We start from the raw sequence: 16,473 nt of genomic DNA, 5'->3' as shown, positions 1-16,473 counted from the left end.
TGTGGGAGGGGGCTTGAACTGGTCAAGTAATCTTGGACACCGATTAAGGTTCATGCCGCCAACCTTTCCTTCGCGACCGGCGACCGGTAGTCGTTGTAGCTGTGAGGCCTGCTGATGTTGTAGCGCGAGACATAGCGCTGCACATCTGCCCGGGCCTCATGCTCCAGTTTGTAGCCCGTTTCAGGAACCCACTCGGATTTCAAACTACCAAAGAAACGCTCCATCGGGGCGTTGTCCCAGCACTCGCCTTTACGGCTCATACTTTGCCTAAACCCATGCTTCACAAGCGCGTTTCGGAATTTATGGCTGGTGTACTGGCAACCTTGGTCAGAGTGAAACAACACATCCTCGGGATGGCCGCGTAGCTCAACTGCCATGCGTAGTGCCTCGCAGGTCAGGTTGGCATCCGAAATCATCGAGAACGACCAGCCTACGATCCTGCGAGCGTACAGATCCAGAACGGCGGCGAAGTACATCCAACGCTTGCCGACCTTGATGTACGTTACGTCGCCACACCACACCTGATTAACCGCCGTCACATCAAATTTCCGCTTGAGCACATGCGGCGCCACCAAGGCCTCCACGCCCGGCGACTTGTACTTATGGCGCCTGCGCTGACGACTAGCGATGCCAGCCTCGCGCATCAAATTGCGAGCCATGTAACGTCCGACACGATGTCCTTTGGCTTGCAGCTCCTTGGACAAGGTACGTGCGCCCGCCGACTCTCTCGACGCCTTGTGGTGCCTGACCAGCGCGGCTTTGAGCTTTTCCCGCTCAGGATTTGCTCTGCCCTGGCGCTGGCGCCAGGCATAGAAGCTGCTGCGGTTAACCCCGAACGCCCGGCAACACCTTTTAACGCCGTACTGCTCGTCCAGCTCATCGATCAGCGTGAATGATCTTTGGCGTCCAAAAGCAGGAGAGCACTGGCCTTTTTTAAGATTTCAATGTCCAGGTCTTTCTCCCTGAGCAGGGCTTTGAGTCTCTGGATCTCTCGTTGATCAGCGGTAATTGCCTTGGCTCCCACCGGAGTCGAGCCCAAGCGTTCTTTTTGCACTTGATCGACCCAACGGCGCAGAGCAGTAGGACCAATATCCAGGCTGGCACAGACCTCGGTAACCGGCTGACCTTCATCCAGCACCATGCTGGCAGCCTTGAGCTTGAACTCACTCGAATAAGATTTACGCATATCCAAACACCTCAGATTTGGGCGCTATCATAGCGCCCGATTGAAGTGTCCAAAATCATTAGGCCAGTTCAGCTTGCCCCCGATAGCGATCCAGCAAACAACAAATGCCCCTCAGAGATAACCCCCTTGAGCATTCAACCGAGTACTTACTCCCCCGATATCGCAGTGCCGAGCGACAAAAGAGTCTTCGGCGCCCGCGACCTGTTCTCCCTGTGGTTCTCCCTCGGCATCGGCCTGATGGTTCTGCAGACCGGCGCCTTGCTGGCGCCGGGCCTGGGCTTGTCCGGTTCGTTGCTGGCGATTTTCCTCGGCACCCTGGTCGGCGTCCTGCTGCTGGCCGCCGTCGGCGTCATCGGCAGCGATACCGGCCTGTCCGCCATGGCCGCGCTCAAGCTCAGCCTGGGTGCCAAGGGCGCCAGCCTGCCGGCGTTGCTCAACCTGCTGCAACTGATCGGCTGGGGCTCGTTCGAAATCATCGTGATGCGTGACGCCGCGAGCCTGTTGGGCGCGCGGGCATTCAGCGACGGCAGCCTGTTGGCCAGCCCATTGCTGTGGACGCTGTTCTTCGGCGGTCTGGCGACCTTGCTGGCGGTCAGCGGTCCACTGACGTTTGTGCGTCAGATCCTGCGCAAATGGGGCATCTGGCTGCTGCTCGCCGCCTGCCTGTGGCTGACCTGGAACCTGTTCGCCAAAGCCGACCTCACCGCACTCTGGGCCAACGCCGGTGACAGTTCGATGCCGTTCGCGGTGGGCGTTGATATCGCGATTGCCATGCCGCTGTCATGGCTGCCGCTGATTGCCGATTACTCACGCTTCGGCAAGCGCGCCAAAAACGTGTTCGGCGGCACGGCGCTGGGTTTCTTTATCGGTAATTTCTGGCTGATGAGCCTGGGCGTGGCCTACACCCTGGCGTTTGCGCCGAGCGGTGAGGTGAATGCGCTGTTGCTGGCGCTGGCCGGGGCTGGCCTGGGGATTCCGCTGCTGCTGATCCTGCTGGATGAGTCGGAAAATGCCTTTGCCGATATTCACTCGGCGGCGGTTTCCAGCGGCATGCTGTTGCGTTTGAAGGTGGAGCACCTGGCGTTGGCCATCGGCATGATCTGCACGCTTATCGCCTGCTTTGCACCGTTGGCGCAATACCAGAACTTCCTGTTGCTGATCGGCTCGGTGTTCGCGCCGCTGTTCGGCGTGGTGCTGGTGGATCACTTTATCCTGCGTCGTCGTGGCCAGGGCGCTGTCGCCAACCTGCGTTGGCCGGCGCTGCTGGCTTGGCTGGGCGGCGTCGCGACGTATCACCTGTTGGCCAATCTGTATCCGGACATCGGCGCGACCCTGCCGGCGCTGGTGCTGGCAGGGCTGTTGCAGTTAATTCTGGCTAAAGCCTTCAGCGGCGTGCAGGCACCAGCTCAGGCTGGATGATGCCGTCCAGGCGTGAGTAGGGAATCTGCAATTCGACGTGGCCCAGGGCGTACGGCGCGATGGTGTTGGTAGGGTACTTGAGGATCACGCCCCCATAGGTCAGTGCCACGTTCGGGGTTTTCTGGAAGGGGTAGGTCTTCACATACTCCGGCTCCAGGCTCAGGCGGGTGCTGATCAGCCAGCTGTTGTGGGCCACCTGGGCGGCTTTCCAGAACGCATCTTCCTTGCCGGGCAGCAGCATGTCGGTCAGGGTCAGGGCCTTTTGCCGCTGGCGCGAATAGTTGATGAACGCGCGGCCGGGCTCGCCGTGGGTGGCGCCCTGGTCCAGGTAGCTGGACAATTCGATGATCACCAAGCCGTCATGCTGTTCACGTACCTTGGCCTGCAAGTACATGCTGTTGCGTGGAGCGGCGGTTTTCAGGAATTGCTCGCGATAGGTCTCCAGGCTCGTCGGCAGGGGATCGCTTTGGGTCATTTCCAGCAGGCGCTGTTCAATCAATGCGTCCAGCTTGGGTTCCTTGGCAAAGTGCACGGTGTCGATATTCACCAGCGGGCAATCGGCGCTGGCGCAGCCCGGCTTGCTTTGCTCGGTGGCGTCGCGGGTGGCTTCCACCGGGGCTTTGTAACTCGGCTGGAACAGGCTCTGGCACGCGCCGAGGGTCATTGCGATGCAGGCCACGGAGGCGATTTTTAAAAGCGACATGTAAGTCCTTCGTCTATCGATAAGAGCGAAATTTGTGGAGCTTCGACTGCCAGCACGGCAGTCAGTTCGCCACTAAGCTGATTAGAGTGTGTTTGACGCCCGCCGTCTATCCCAGCAACTGGAAAGGGGCTGCATCCAGAGGCATGAGCGCGTTAGGATGGCGCCAATTGCGCAGGCTCAACGAGGAAGGGATATGACGGATTTTGCAAAATCGACGCCGAGCACAATCGAGATTGTTCAGCGCGACAATGCCTACCAGGGCTTCTACAAGCTTGATCGCGTGCAACTGCGCCACGAGAAGTTCGATGGCGGCATGAGCCGGGTGATCAACCGCGAAGTCTTTGTTCGTCATGATGCCGTGTGCGTGCTGCCCTACGACCCGCAGCGTGATGAAGTGGTGCTGATCGAGCAGTTCCGCGTCGGCGCCATGGGGCGTACCGACAACCCGTGGCTGGTAGAGATGGTCGCCGGCCTGATCGACAAGGATGAAGAGCCGGAGGAGGTTGCACACCGCGAAGCCGAGGAGGAAGCTGGGCTGACATTCTCCGCGCTGTGGCCGATCACCAAATATTTCCCGTCGCCCGGTGGCAGTACCGAATTTGTCCACTTGTACCTGGGCCGTTGCGACAGCTCGGGTGCGGGGGGCGTCCATGGATTGGAAGAAGAAGCTGAAGATATCCGCGTCACCGTGTGGGCCTTCGAAGATGCCCTGCAAGCGGTGCGCGACGGCAAAATTTCCAACGCAGCCAGCATTATCGCCCTGCAGTGGCTTGCGCTTAATCGCGCGGAAGTGAGGGGGTTATGGCAGTAAAGGCACGGGAACGTTATCGAGTCGACCTGATCGGGCTGCAAGCCGCCTGCGAGGCCAACTATGCGCGGCTGATGCGCCTGCTCCCCGACATGCGCCACGCCCCCGAGGCGCGGCGTATCGGCGTGACCCATGGCGACCAGATGCTCGGCGTGCTGGCCTTGGAAGTGATCGTCAACTGCCCGTACACCACCACCCTGCGCGTGCGCCAGGAACACAGCCTGCCTTGGCTGCCGGTGCCGCAGCTGGAAGTGCAGGTGTACCACGACGCACGCATGGCCGAAGTGATCAGCGCCGAACATGCGCGGCGCTTTCGCAGCATCTATCCTTACCCCAACGTGTTCATGCACCAGCCCGACGAGAAAGCACAACTGAATGTGTTCCTCGGTGAATGGTTGAGTCACTGCCTGGCCCTGGGCCATGAGTTCGAAGCCGTTCGGTAGATGTGAACTGCGTCCGCTTCCTGGGTTTCCTCTTTGTGTCCTGCCCCAGCATAATCACGCCAAACGTCCATTCCTGTGATTGCCTTGGGAGAGCGCCTTGCCGAGCGTATCCACCGTGAGCCCCGATGCACCGGCCTTGCTGGTGCAACTGTCCGACAGCCACCTGTTTGCCGAGGCCGATGGCACGCTGTTGGGCATGAACACCCGTGACAGCCTGCAAAGGGTGATCGAGCTGGTGCGTGCGCAGCAGCCCCGGATCGACCTGTTATTGGCTACGGGGGATATTTCCCAGGACGGCACATTGGAGTCGTATCAGCAGTTTCGCGATATGACTGCGCTCATTGGCGCCCCGACGCGCTGGATTCCTGGCAATCACGACGAGCCGCAGATCATGGCCCACGCCGCCGTGCACAGCGACTTGCTGGAACCGGTGGTCGATATCGGCCATTGGCGTGTCACCCTGCTGGACTCCGCCGTACCCGGCTCTGTGCCCGGTTACTTGCAGGACAGCCAATTGCAACTGCTCGCCCAGGCCCTGAGCGAAGCGCCGAACCGTCACCATCTGGTGTGCTTCCACCATCATCCGGTGTCCATCGGTTGTGCCTGGATGGAACCCATTGGCCTGCGCAACCCGGAGGCCCTGTTTGCGGTGCTCGACCGTTTCCCGCAGGTGAGGGCGGTACTGTGGGGGCATGTGCACCAGGAAATCGACCACGAGCGCAACGGCGTGCGCCTGCTGGCGTCGCCGTCCACCTGCATCCAGTTCGCGCCGGATAGCGAGGATTTCAAGGTCAGTGAACAGGCACCGGGCTACCGCTGGCTGCGCCTGCACGCCGACGGACGGTTGGAGACCGGGGTGGAGCGTGTCCAGGGCTTCGAATTTACCGTGGACTACGGCAGCAACGGCTATTGACTGTGGGAGGGCGCTTGCCCCCGATGGCGGTGGATCAGTCACATCTAACAGTGCCTGACACTCCGCTATCGGGGGCAAGCCCCCTCCCACATTGTATCTTCGGTGTATTGAGGGCTGAGGTCATCACACACGGCTTCGATCCCTGTAAACTGCGCCTCTTTGGCTGAGTCATGGAGAGCCCGGCATGTCCGCTTCGATCCTGTATATCCACGGTTTCAACAGCGCGCCGGCGTCCAACAAGGCCAGCCAGCTGATCACCGTGATGGACAACCTTGGCCTGGCCGGGCAACTGCGTGTACCGGCCCTGCATCACCATCCCCGTCAGGCGATTCCTCAACTGGAAGCCGCGATTGCCGAACTGGGTCGGCCACTGCTGGTCGGCAGCTCACTCGGCGGCTACTATGCAACCCATCTTGCCGAACGCCATGGCCTCAAGGCATTGCTGGTGAACCCGGCGGTCAGCCCCCATCGGATGTTCGACGGTTACCTGGGCACCCAGAAGAACCTCTACACCGATGAAACCTGGGAGCTGACCCACGACCACGTGACGGCCCTGGCCGAACTGGAAGTGCCGGCGCCCCAGGACGCCGCGCGGTATCAGGTGTGGTTGCAGACCGGGGATGAAACCCTGGATTATCGCCTCGCCCAGCAGTATTACCGGGCCTGTGCCTTGCGCATCCAGGCCGGCGGCGACCATGGTTACCAGGGTTTCGCCCGGCAATTACCGGCGATCTTGAGCTTTGCCGGTATTGGCGCAGATCAGTATCAATCCTTCGACTTTGCTGCACTGTAAAGTCGCAGGTCATTTTTTAATCGAACGACTCACGACGAGACCCCATGGCCACTCCCAGCGCTAGCTCTTATAACGCCGACGCCATCGAAGTCCTCTCGGGCCTCGACCCGGTGCGCAAACGCCCCGGCATGTACACCGACACCAGTCGGCCGAACCACCTTGCCCAGGAAGTCATCGACAACAGCGTCGACGAAGCCTTGGCCGGGCACGCCAAGTCGGTGCATGTCATTCTCCACGCTGACCACTCCCTGGAAGTGTCCGACGATGGTCGCGGCATGCCGGTGGACATCCACCCGGAAGAGGGAGTGCCGGGCGTCGAGCTGATCCTCACCAAGCTCCACGCGGGTGGCAAGTTCTCCAACAAGAACTACCAGTTCTCCGGTGGCCTGCACGGTGTGGGTATTTCCGTGGTCAACGCCCTGTCCACGCTGGTGCGGGTCAAGGTCAAGCGCGACGGCAACGAGTACCAGATGACCTTTGCCGATGGCTACAAAGCCACCGACCTGGAAGTGATCGGCACCGTTGGCAAGCGCAACACCGGCACCAGCGTGTACTTCGCGCCGGACCCGAAATACTTCGATTCGCCGAAATTCTCCATCAGCCGCCTCAAGCATGTGCTCAAGGCCAAGGCCGTGCTGTGCCCGGGCCTGCTGGTGACCTTTGAAGACAAAGGCACCGGCGAGAAGGTCGAGTGGCATTACGAAGACGGCCTGCGTTCGTACCTGGAAGACTCCGTCAGCGACTTCGAGCGCCTGCCCAACGAGCCGTTCTGCGGCAGCCTGGCCGGTAATAAAGAAGCCGTGGACTGGGCGCTGTTGTGGTTGCCCGAGGGCGGCGATAGCGTGCAGGAAAGCTACGTCAACCTGATCCCCACGGCCCAGGGCGGCACTCACGTCAACGGCTTGCGCCAGGGCCTGCTCGATGCCATGCGCGAATTCTGCGAATACCGCAGCCTGCTGCCACGCGGGGTGAAGCTGGCGCCGGAAGACGTGTGGGAGCGCATTGCGTTCGTGCTGTCGATGAAGATGCAGGAGCCGCAATTCTCCGGCCAGACCAAAGAGCGCCTGTCGTCCCGTGAAGCGGCGGCGTTTGTCTCTGGGGTGGTCAAGGATGCGTTCAGCCTGTGGCTCAATGAGCACCCTGAACTGGGCCTGGCCCTGGCTGAGCTGGCAATCAACAACGCCGGCCGTCGCTTGAAGGCCAGCAAGAAGGTCGAGCGCAAACGCATCACCCAGGGCCCGGCATTGCCCGGCAAACTGGCCGATTGCGCCGGGCAGGACCCGATGCGCTCCGAGCTGTTCCTGGTGGAAGGTGACTCCGCCGGCGGTTCCGCCAAGCAAGCGCGGGACAAGGAGTTCCAGGCGATCCTGCCGTTGCGCGGCAAGATCCTCAACACCTGGGAAGTCGATGGCAGCGAAGTCCTGGCCAGCCAGGAAGTGCACAACATCGCCGTGGCCATTGGGGTAGACCCGGGCGCGGCGGACATGAGCCAGTTGCGCTACGGCAAGATCTGCATCCTCGCCGACGCCGACTCCGACGGCCTGCACATCGCCACGCTGTTGTGCGCGCTGTTCGTCCAGCACTTCCGCCCGCTGGTGGATGCCGGCCACGTCTACGTCGCCATGCCGCCGCTGTACCGCATCGACCTGGGCAAAGAGATTTACTATGCCCTGGATGAAGCCGAGCGCGATGGCATCCTCGACCGCCTGGTGGCCGAGAAGAAGCGCGGCAAGCCACAGGTCACGCGATTCAAAGGCCTGGGTGAAATGAACCCGCCGCAACTGCGCGAAACCACCATGGACCCGAACACCCGGCGCCTGGTGCAGTTGACGCTGGGCGACGATTTCGCCGCCACCTCGGAAATGATGGACATGCTGCTGGCGAAGAAACGCGCGCCGGACCGCAAGTCCTGGCTGGAATCCAAAGGCAACCTGGCCGAGGTTCTGGGCTGATGCGCACAGGTTTCGCCCTGGCGATCCTGATGTTGAGCAGTTTGGCGGCCGCCCAGGTGGCTGCCGCGCCTGCGGCCGAGCTAAAGCTGGTGTCCGAACACCCGGTAGACGGCATGCGCGGCGGCAACCTGTCGGGCCTGGCGTTGTGCGGTAACGAGTTGTGGACGGTTTCCGATCGTGATGACGACCAGATCTACCGCCTGGATACAAGCGAGACGACTTGGAAGGCCGAAACCGTGAATATCGACGTGCCGCCGGTGCCCGAGTCCGGCTTGCCCTGGGGGTTGCGTTCGCGCACCAAGGCAGCCTCGCTCATTCGCGGTGGTGACCTGGATTTTGAAGGTATCACCTGCGATGCCGCCGGTAACCGCTACATTGTCAGCGAAGCCCATGCGGCGGTGCTGCAAGTGCCGGTAACGGGGGCGCCGGACTGGTTGAGGATCGCGCCGGGCATGGTGCGTGAGGCCCGGGCCAGCGGCCTGTTGCTGCACTTCAATGCATTGTTTGAAGGCCTGGCGATCAACCCTGAAGGCAATCAGATCTGGCTGGCGGCTGAGCGTGAACGGCGTGGCCTGATTTCAATCAAGCGTCCGCAAAGCCTGTGGGACTGCGATGGCCCGTGCGTGTTATTGAGTGAGGCGGGCACCGAGATGCAGCCTGCCCAAGTGCCCAAGGCCAAGGCGGTCGCCAGGAATTTTTCGGATGTGGCGCTGTTTCAGGGCAAATTGTTCACGCTCGAAAGCAGCCAATACCAGCTGTGCCGCCGCGATGCCGTCACGGGGGCTGTCGAGCAATGCTGGTCATTTGCTTCCGAGATGCTCACGCCGCAACGCCGATACGATCAGCCCTACGGCCTGGCCGAAGCGTTGGTGGTGGACGCCGATGGCGCCTGGATCGGTCTGGACAACAATTTCGGCCCACGTGCCGATGGTGAAAAACGCCCCATGGTCTATCGTTTTGCCGCCCCTGTCGGTGGCTGGAGCGCCAAGCCATGAGCCAACACTTTTTTGAATTGACCCGGTGCCGTGGCATTTCCGCTGCGCCATACCCAAGCATGATGAGGCCCGCATGAGTGACATCCTCGCAGACAGCTTAGACGGCGTAGAACGCCGGTCGCTGGCTGACTTCACCGAAAATGCCTACCTCAACTACTCCATGTACGTGATCATGGACCGTGCCTTGCCGCATATCGGCGACGGCCTGAAGCCCGTACAACGGCGCATCATCTACGCCATGAGTGAGTTGGGCCTGGACGCTGATTCCAAGCACAAGAAATCGGCGCGTACCGTCGGTGACGTACTCGGTAAGTTCCATCCCCACGGCGACTCGGCGTGCTACGAAGCCATGGTGCTGATGGCCCAACCGTTCAGCTATCGCTACACGCTGGTGGACGGCCAGGGTAACTGGGGTGCGCCGGATGATCCCAAGTCCTTCGCTGCCATGCGATACACCGAAGCGCGCCTGTCGCGTTACTCGGAAGTCTTGCTGAGCGAACTGGGGCAGGGCACCGCCGACTGGGGCCCCAACTTCGACGGCACGCTCGACGAGCCACTGGTGTTACCGGCACGTTTGCCGAATATCCTGCTCAATGGCACCACCGGCATTGCGGTGGGGATGGCCACTGACGTACCGCCGCACAACCTGCGTGAGGTCGCCACGGCCTGCGTGCGTTTGCTGGATGAGCCCAAAGCCACGGTTGAACAGCTCTGCGAGCACATCCAGGGCCCGGACTATCCGACCGAAGCGGAAATCATCACACCGCGCGCCGACCTGCTGAAAATGTACGAAACCGGCAAGGGCTCGGTGCGCATGCGCGCCGTTTACCACATCGAGGATGGCGACATTATCGTCACCGCACTGCCGCACCAGGTGTCGGGCGCCAAGGTGCTGGAGCAGATCGCCGCGCTGATGCAGGCCAAACCGTCGAAACTGCCGCAGGTGGCCGACCTGCGTGACGAGTCCGACCACGAGAACCCATGCCGCATCGTGATCATCCCGACCAACAGCCGGGTCGACCACGAAGTGTTGATGCAGCATCTGTTCGCCAGCACGGACCTGGAGTCCAGTTACCGGGTCAACGTCAACATCATCGGCCTGGACGGCAAGCCGCAGTTGAAGAACCTGCGCAACCTGCTGGTGGAGTGGCTGGAATTCCGGGTGCAGACCGTGCGTCGCCGCCTGCAGTTCCGCCTCGACAAGGTCGAGCGCCGCCTGCACCTGTTGGACGGCTTGCTGATTGCCTACCTCAACCTGGATGAAGTGATCCACATCATCCGTACCGCCGAGCACCCGAAAGCCGAGTTGATCGCGCGTTTCGAGCTGAGCGAGATCCAGGCTGACTACATCCTCGACACCCGCTTGCGTCAATTGGCGCGACTGGAAGAGATGAAGCTGCGCGACGAACAGGACGCGCTGCTCAAGGAGCAAGCCAAGCTGCAAGCCCTGCTGGGCAGTGAGGCCAAGCTGAAGAAACTGGTGCGCAGCGAGCTGATCAAAGACGCCGAAACCTACGGTGACGACCGTCGTTCGCCAATTGTGCAGCGTGCCGAGGCGAAAGCCCTGACAGAAACCGAGCTGCTGCCAAACGAGAAAATTACTGTCGTTCTGTCGGAAAAGGGTTGGGTTCGATCCGCCAAGGGGCATGATATTGACGCCACTGGTCTGTCGTACAAGGCCGGTGACGGGTTCAAGACCGCTGCGGCCGGGCGTTCCAACCAGTTTGCGGTGTTTATCGATTCCACCGGGCGCAGTTATTCGGTGCCGGCTCACACCTTGCCATCCGCACGGGGACAGGGCGAGCCGTTGACCGGGCGTCTGACGCCGCCGCCAGGGGCGAATTTCGAATGTGTGCTGCTGCCGGACGACGATGCGCTGTATGTGATCGCGTCCGACGCGGGTTACGGTTTCGTGGTCAAGGGTGAAGACCTGCAGGCCAAGAACAAGGCGGGCAAGGCGTTGCTGAGCTTGCCCAACAACGCCAAGGTGATCCTGCCGCGGCCGGTGGATGATCGTGAGAGCAACTGGCTGGCGTCGGTGACCACCGAAGGGCGTTTGCTGGTGTTCAAGATCAGCGACCTGCCGCAGTTGGGCAAAGGTAAAGGCAACAAGATCATCGGTATTCCCGGCGAGCGGGTGGCCAGTCGCGAAGAGTACGTGACCGACATCGCGGTGATCCCGGAAGGCGCGACCCTGGTGCTCCAGGCCGGCAAGCGTACGCTGTCGCTACGCCCTGACGACCTTGAACATTACAAGGGCGAACGTGGTCGGCGTGGTAACAAACTGCCTCGAGGCTTCCAGCGAGTGGATGCCTTGCTGGTAGAAGCGCCGGTTTAACGCGTTTTAGAGCTCTCGATCTACGATTTAACGCGTAGATCGATGCTTTGGCGCTGGAGTCATGGCGCATATTCACGGATGATATGGCCTTTCCAGCGCCGGCGTGGCCGAGCGTATTTAGGTTATTTTTAGTATTACATTGTGGTTCGCCTTGTGGCAGCCACCTGGATGGGATGATGACTGCTCCACGCCTTCCTTTTATTTTCATGCTCGCTGGCCTTTTGGGGCTGGCGGGTTGCAGCACACACCAACCGGTGTCGCTGTATCAGCTGGACAGCGGAAGTCCGGCTCAACCTGCACAGTCCGCCGGCATGGCCGTCCTGCTCGGCCCGGTGGTCGTAGCCGACTACCTGCAACGCGAAACCCTCCTGCAACGTCAGAACGATGGAAGCCTGCAAGGTTCCACCGATGGCCGTTGGGCGGGGAGTTTGTCCTCTGATATCAATCAGTTGATGTTGCGCCAGGTGGCGGGTCAGTTGGACAGCCAGCGGGTGGTCCTGGCACCAGGGCCCTCCGGGTTCACGCCTGATGTACAGGTGTTGCTGACCATTACCCGGCTTGACTCCGGCACGTCGCAACCGGCCATCCTCGATGCGCAATGGCGCTTGATCGACCGTCGTGGGCAGGTGCGTGATAACCGTATCGTGCACTTGCAGGAACAGCACACCGGTTCCACTGCGTCCCAGGTCCAGGCCCAGGGCGTGTTGTTGCAGCATTTGGCGCAGCAGTTGTCGGTGGCGCTCAAGCCATTGGCCAACCAACCGCCGATTGCCGAAGCGCCGCGCAAGCAAAGCGCGCCGGCGCAGGCCAGGCCGGCAGAGCCGCAGAAGCCGAAGATGCCGATGGCTACGCCGATCCGTACGGATATGGAAGTGTTCAGGTTCTGACCTGAATCGCAGACAAACAAAAAGGCCCGCTGATTCAGCGGGCCTTTTTGTTTGTGCGCAATTTGAGCCAGGCTGCGGACCCAATGTGGGAGGGGGCTTGCCCCCGATAGCGGTAGTTCAGTTAATGATGTGTTAACAGATACTCGGCTATCGGGGGCAAGCCCCCTCCCACATGAGTCCTACCGTTTTATTTGGCGCGGGTTTCATGCATCCGCGCCAACTGCCGCTCCAGCATCGACGGATACGGCTCCATCAATCGCTCCACACAACTGGCCCCTTCAGGGCTGGCAATCGGGCGGATACGCGCGCGTTGGCGGATCAGCGTGTCTTCACTGATCTTGCGCTCCACCAGCAGCAGGTTGCGGCTGTGTTGGGACAGGGCCAGGGCGTCCTGGGCGATTTCGGTGAGCAGCAGGTCGATCTGGCTTATGCCGAACAGATCGTCGCCCACTGTCAGGCCAAGCTGCAGTTGCAGGGTAATGCCGCTGTCCGCCACTTCGATCTGCAATTCATGACCCAGGGCGCGCAGCAACTCGCCGCAGCAGATGGCGTTGGTCAGGTAGTCTTCACCGCTGTCTTCACTGTGGAACAGCATCAGCGTGCTGCCATCGTTCAGGGTGTGCAATTCGCTCTGGTACAGCGAAGCGGCCTGGTCGAGGCAGTCACGGTAGCGTTCCAGCAACTCGGTCAGGCGTGCGCGTGGCAGGCGACGGAGTTGATCCTGTGCTCCCAGTTGCACCGCCAGAACGGCGCTGTACTGGGGTTCTGCACTCTTTACCGGAGCTGGTTTGGCGGCGACGGCCGGGGCGCTGGCCGAGGTGTCGCGCAGATCGGCGAACGGGTCTTCGTCGTCCAGCTCGTCCTCTTCGGCTTTGAACGCCTGGCGAGTGGCAGGTTTGAGGCCTGCGACCGGGGCGTCTTCCACTTCAAACTCAGGCTCATCGTCGAACTCAGGCTCGGGCTCAATCTCGCGCACCACCGGTTCCGGGGCGAAGCTGGCGTGCAGCTGGCGAGCGAGGTCGCCTATTTCGTCCTGGCGATCAGTGGCCGGAGTATGTTCGTCGATGTCCCGCAGCCAGATGCGCAGTTGCATCAAGGGCGTAGAGATATGCCGTCCCAGGCGCAGGCTCAGAGCCAGGGCCAGGGCCAGCAGGATCGCGCTGAGAATGCCCATGCTTTGCAGGCTGATGGTCATCGGCTGCTGGAATTGCTGCATGTCGAGGCTGATGCGCAGTTGGCCGGCCTTCACATCCTGAAACGTAATATTGCTCGAATACAGGCCTTCGGCTTCACCCAGCAGGCCGTTTTTCGGGCGTTGCCCGGCTTCGGCCATGATCCGGTTGTCCACGCTGTAGATGGCGGCGTGGGCCACCAGCGGGTTCTTGGTCAGGTTGTTGAGCAGTACGTTGAGGCTGAGGATGTCGTTGGACACCAGCAACTCAGTCGCCGAGGTGGCGGTCTGGGTCGTCAGGCTCTCGCCCAGGGCGTCGGCTTGTTCGTGCATGGCCTGCTTGAACTGCAATCCCATCACGCAGGCGTAGATCACCAGGGCCAGGGCGACCAGGATCACGTTATGGCTGGCGATGCGTAATGCGATCGGTACACGGCGGTGGCGCAGTGCCCGGAAGATCAGCAGGAAGAAGTTATCGGTTTTTACTGGCGTGGGCCGGTTCACTTGCGCTCGGCTCTTGGTCCGTGAAGTTGACGCGCAGTATAGCGACAGCCCCATGACCGGCAAAGCGCTGGCTGTGCCCGATGGTCACTGAAAGTGGGTAGAATGCGGTTTTTTTCCAGCCTGGGGGTGCGCCTTGCGCGAAATTGTCCTGATTAACATCACTGGGGAAGACCGCCCGGGTCTGACTGCAGCCATTACCGGCGTTCTGGCCCAGGGTGGTGTGAACATTCTCGACATCGGCCAGGCGGTGATCCACGACACCCTGTCGTTCGGCATCCTGGTCGAGATTCCGAGCACCGAGCAGGCGTCTTCGGTGCTCAAGGACATCCTGTTTACGGCCTACAAGCTGGACCAACAGGTGCGTTTCACTCCGGTGTCCGAAGAGGATTACCGGCAATGGGTTGCCGGCCAGGGCAAGAAACGCCACATCGTGACGCTGCTGACCCGCAAGGTCACCGCCGAGCAACTGCAGCGCGTCAGCTCCATCACCGCGCAATATGGCCTGAATATCGACCATATCGACCGTTTGTCGGGTCGTATGCCATTGGACACGCCGGCCGACAAGGGCAAGGGCTGCATCGAGTTCTCCGTGCGCGGTGAACCGGCCGACCCGCAAGCCCTGCGTGCCGAGTTCCTCAGCGTGGCCCAGGAGCTGAACGTCGATATCGCCTTCCAGGAGGACTCGCTGTTCCGCCGCAACCGCCGCCTGGCAGTGTTCGACATGGACTCGACTCTCATCGAGGCTGAGGTCATCGACGAGCTGGCCAAGGCCGCGGGTGTTGGCGAGCAGGTGTCGCAAATCACCGAGCGCGCCATGGCCGGTGAACTCGACTTCCGCGCCAGCTTCAAGGAACGCCTGGCGCTGCTCAAGGGCCTGGACGTGAGCGTGCTGGACTCCATCGGCGCTTCCCTGCGCCTGACCGAGGGCGCCGAAACCCTGTTCGCCGAACTCAAGCGCCTGGGCTACAAGACCGCCATTCTGTCCGGCGGCTTCACCTACTTCGCCAAGCAATTGCAGGCCAGGCTGGGTATCGACTATGTGTTCGCCAACGAGCTGGAAGTGGTGGATGGCAAGGTGACCGGCGTGGCGGTGGAGCCGATTGTCGACGCACAGCGCAAAGCGGATCTGCTCAAGGAATTGGCTCACAAGGAAGGGTTGCGTCTGGAGCAGACCATTGCAGTCGGCGACGGGGCGAATGACTTGCCGATGCTGGCGATTGCCGGGTTGGGTGTGGCGTTCCGGGCCAAGCCGTTGGTAAAGCAATCGGCCAAGCAGGCGATTTCGACGCTGGGGCTGGACGGTGTGTTGTATCTGCTGGGCTTTCGCGATCGGGACGGTCAGCTGTAACTCGATCTCACAGTAGGAATACAGTTAAAAATGTGGGAGGGGGCTTGCCCCCGATAGCAGAGTGTCAGCAAGCACATGTTTCAGCTGATACACCGCAATCGGGGGCAAGCCCCCTCCCACATTTGCTCTGTACTGAATTCAAATCAGGCTTTTGGCAGTGCAATACCCTGGCCCATCTGCACTGGCGTACCCGCCGCCAATTCTTCAGCCCACTTCACCTGATCCGGCCCGAACAGCACAATCGCCGTCGATCCCAGCTTGAAGCGCCCCAGCTCGGCACCTTTTTCCAGGTGGATCGGCGCACGTGCAGCTTCGTCGTAGCGGAAGGTTTTCAGCTCGCGCTTTGGCGGTGTCACCAAGCCGGCCCATACGGTTTCAATCGACGCCACAATCATCGCGCCCACCAATACCACGGCCATCGGGCCGCGTTCGGTGTCGAAGATGCAGGCAACGCGCTCGTTACGTGCGAACAACTCGGGTACGTTTTCAGCGGTGGTCTGGTTGACCGAAAAGATGCGTCCAGGAATGTAGACCATCTCGCGCAGCGTGCCGGCCAACGGCATGTGCACGCGGTGGTAGTCCTTCGGCGAGAGGTAGATGGTGGCGAAGTCGCCGCCCATGAACGGTGCAGCTACGGCCGCATCGCCACCCAGCAGTTCCAGCACGCTGAAGCTGTGGCCCTTGGCCTGGAATACGCGGCCATGTTCGATCGGGCCCAGTTGGCTGACCGCGCCATCGGCAGGGCTCAGCACCGCGCCTGGGGTTTGATCCAGCGGGCGGGCGCCGTCTTTCAGGGCGCGGGTGAAGAAGGCGTTGAAGTGCTCGTAGGCGCTCAGGTCTTCAACCAGGGCCTGGGACATGTCCACTTGATAGCGCTTGGCAAACCAGGCGGTGAAGGCATTCTTGAACCAGCGCACGCGGCACTCGGCGACACAACCTGCCAGGCGCGACAGCAAGTGGTGCGGCAGCAAGTATTGGCTGAGGATAAACAACTGCTTTTTCATAACTGTCCT

General features: G+C 61.2%; 14 protein-coding genes. 10 read left to right on the top strand and 4 right to left on the bottom strand.

All coding sequences use genetic code 11. From position 1 onward, the window contains the following. Window positions 1-50: 50 nt before the first annotated feature. Window positions 51-1,186, bottom strand: a protein-coding gene (locus BFN10_RS23570) for an IS3 family transposase (protein WP_428842196.1) whose coding sequence is annotated in 2 segments (ribosomal slippage) — window positions 51-940 and window positions 940-1,186 — 1,137 coding nt in all. Because the reading frame shifts where the segments join, the coding sequence is not laid out codon by codon here. A 126-nt stretch (window positions 1,187-1,312) separates the two neighbouring features. Here BFN10_RS23570 and cytX point away from each other — a divergent pair. Continuing rightward, the gene (gene cytX / locus BFN10_RS23560; protein ID WP_071491697.1) at window positions 1,313-2,605 is read left to right on the top strand and encodes a putative hydroxymethylpyrimidine transporter CytX; all 1,293 of its coding nucleotides are present in this window, start codon (window positions 1,313-1,315) and stop codon (window positions 2,603-2,605) included. On the opposite strand, the gene BFN10_RS23555 is transcribed toward cytX, so the two are convergent. Beyond that, window positions 2,571-3,308 (bottom strand): RsiV family protein, encoded by a 738-nt coding sequence (locus tag BFN10_RS23555; protein WP_071491696.1) that lies wholly within the window; start codon window positions 3,306-3,308, stop codon window positions 2,571-2,573. The genes cytX and BFN10_RS23555 overlap by 35 nt on opposite strands. A gap of 193 nt (window positions 3,309-3,501) precedes the next feature. On the opposite strand from BFN10_RS23555, the gene BFN10_RS23550 reads away from it, so the two are divergent. From BFN10_RS23550 to BFN10_RS23515, 8 genes are all read left to right on the top strand, one after another. Further along, on the top strand, window positions 3,502-4,119 hold the full coding sequence (locus tag BFN10_RS23550) for an NUDIX domain-containing protein (RefSeq protein ID WP_058423483.1): 618 nt from the start codon (window positions 3,502-3,504) through the stop codon (window positions 4,117-4,119). Beyond that, on the top strand, window positions 4,110-4,559 hold the full coding sequence (locus tag BFN10_RS23545) for a DUF1249 domain-containing protein (protein ID WP_012721893.1): 450 nt from the start codon (window positions 4,110-4,112) through the stop codon (window positions 4,557-4,559). The genes BFN10_RS23550 and BFN10_RS23545 overlap by 10 nt, the downstream gene beginning before the upstream one ends. A gap of 97 nt (window positions 4,560-4,656) precedes the next feature. Then, a complete protein-coding gene (cpdA, locus tag BFN10_RS23540) occupies window positions 4,657-5,472 on the top strand; it encodes a 3',5'-cyclic-AMP phosphodiesterase (RefSeq protein WP_071491695.1) in 816 nt (271 codons plus the stop codon). A gap of 184 nt (window positions 5,473-5,656) precedes the next feature. Beyond that, window positions 5,657-6,265, top strand: a complete 609-nt coding sequence (locus BFN10_RS23535; protein WP_071491694.1) for a YqiA/YcfP family alpha/beta fold hydrolase — start codon at window positions 5,657-5,659, stop codon at window positions 6,263-6,265. 44 nt (window positions 6,266-6,309) lie between these two features. Then, window positions 6,310-8,217 carry a DNA topoisomerase IV subunit B gene (gene parE / locus BFN10_RS23530; protein WP_071491693.1) on the top strand — a complete coding sequence of 636 codons (1,908 nt, stop codon included), beginning with the start codon at window positions 6,310-6,312 and terminating at the stop codon, window positions 8,215-8,217. Next, window positions 8,217-9,212, top strand: coding sequence for an esterase-like activity of phytase family protein (locus tag BFN10_RS23525; protein WP_071491692.1), 996 nt, complete (start codon window positions 8,217-8,219; stop codon window positions 9,210-9,212). Before parE ends, BFN10_RS23525 begins: the two co-directional genes overlap by 1 nt. 73 nt (window positions 9,213-9,285) lie before the next feature. Next, on the top strand, window positions 9,286-11,550 hold the full coding sequence (gene parC / locus BFN10_RS23520) for a DNA topoisomerase IV subunit A (protein ID WP_058423478.1): 2,265 nt from the start codon (window positions 9,286-9,288) through the stop codon (window positions 11,548-11,550). Between the two features lie 176 nt (window positions 11,551-11,726). After that, window positions 11,727-12,437: a PqiC family protein gene (locus tag BFN10_RS23515; protein ID WP_071491691.1), complete on the top strand. Its 711-nt coding sequence runs from the start codon at window positions 11,727-11,729 to the stop codon at window positions 12,435-12,437. A 187-nt stretch (window positions 12,438-12,624) separates the two neighbouring features. Here BFN10_RS23515 and BFN10_RS23510 read toward each other — a convergent pair whose 3' ends face one another. Then, complete coding sequence (locus BFN10_RS23510; RefSeq protein WP_071491690.1) at window positions 12,625-14,112, bottom strand: AhpA/YtjB family protein; 1,488 nt, start codon at window positions 14,110-14,112, stop codon at window positions 12,625-12,627. A gap of 133 nt (window positions 14,113-14,245) precedes the next feature. Between BFN10_RS23510 and serB the strand changes: the two genes are divergently transcribed. Next, entirely contained in the window at window positions 14,246-15,460 is a 1,215-nt protein-coding gene (serB, locus tag BFN10_RS23505) for a phosphoserine phosphatase SerB (RefSeq protein ID WP_071491689.1), read from the top strand. A gap of 143 nt (window positions 15,461-15,603) precedes the next feature. Here serB and asd read toward each other — a convergent pair whose 3' ends face one another. Beyond that, on the bottom strand, window positions 15,604-16,464 hold the full coding sequence (gene asd / locus BFN10_RS23500) for an archaetidylserine decarboxylase (RefSeq protein ID WP_071491688.1): 861 nt from the start codon (window positions 16,462-16,464) through the stop codon (window positions 15,604-15,606). Window positions 16,465-16,473 lie beyond the last annotated feature (9 nt).

Source organism: Pseudomonas extremorientalis, from assembly GCF_001870465.1.
Taxonomy (GTDB): Bacteria; Pseudomonadota; Gammaproteobacteria; order Pseudomonadales; family Pseudomonadaceae; genus Aquipseudomonas; species Aquipseudomonas extremorientalis.
The sequence above is the reverse complement of the archived record's forward strand: the minus strand, read 5'-3'. Positions and strand labels throughout refer to the sequence as shown.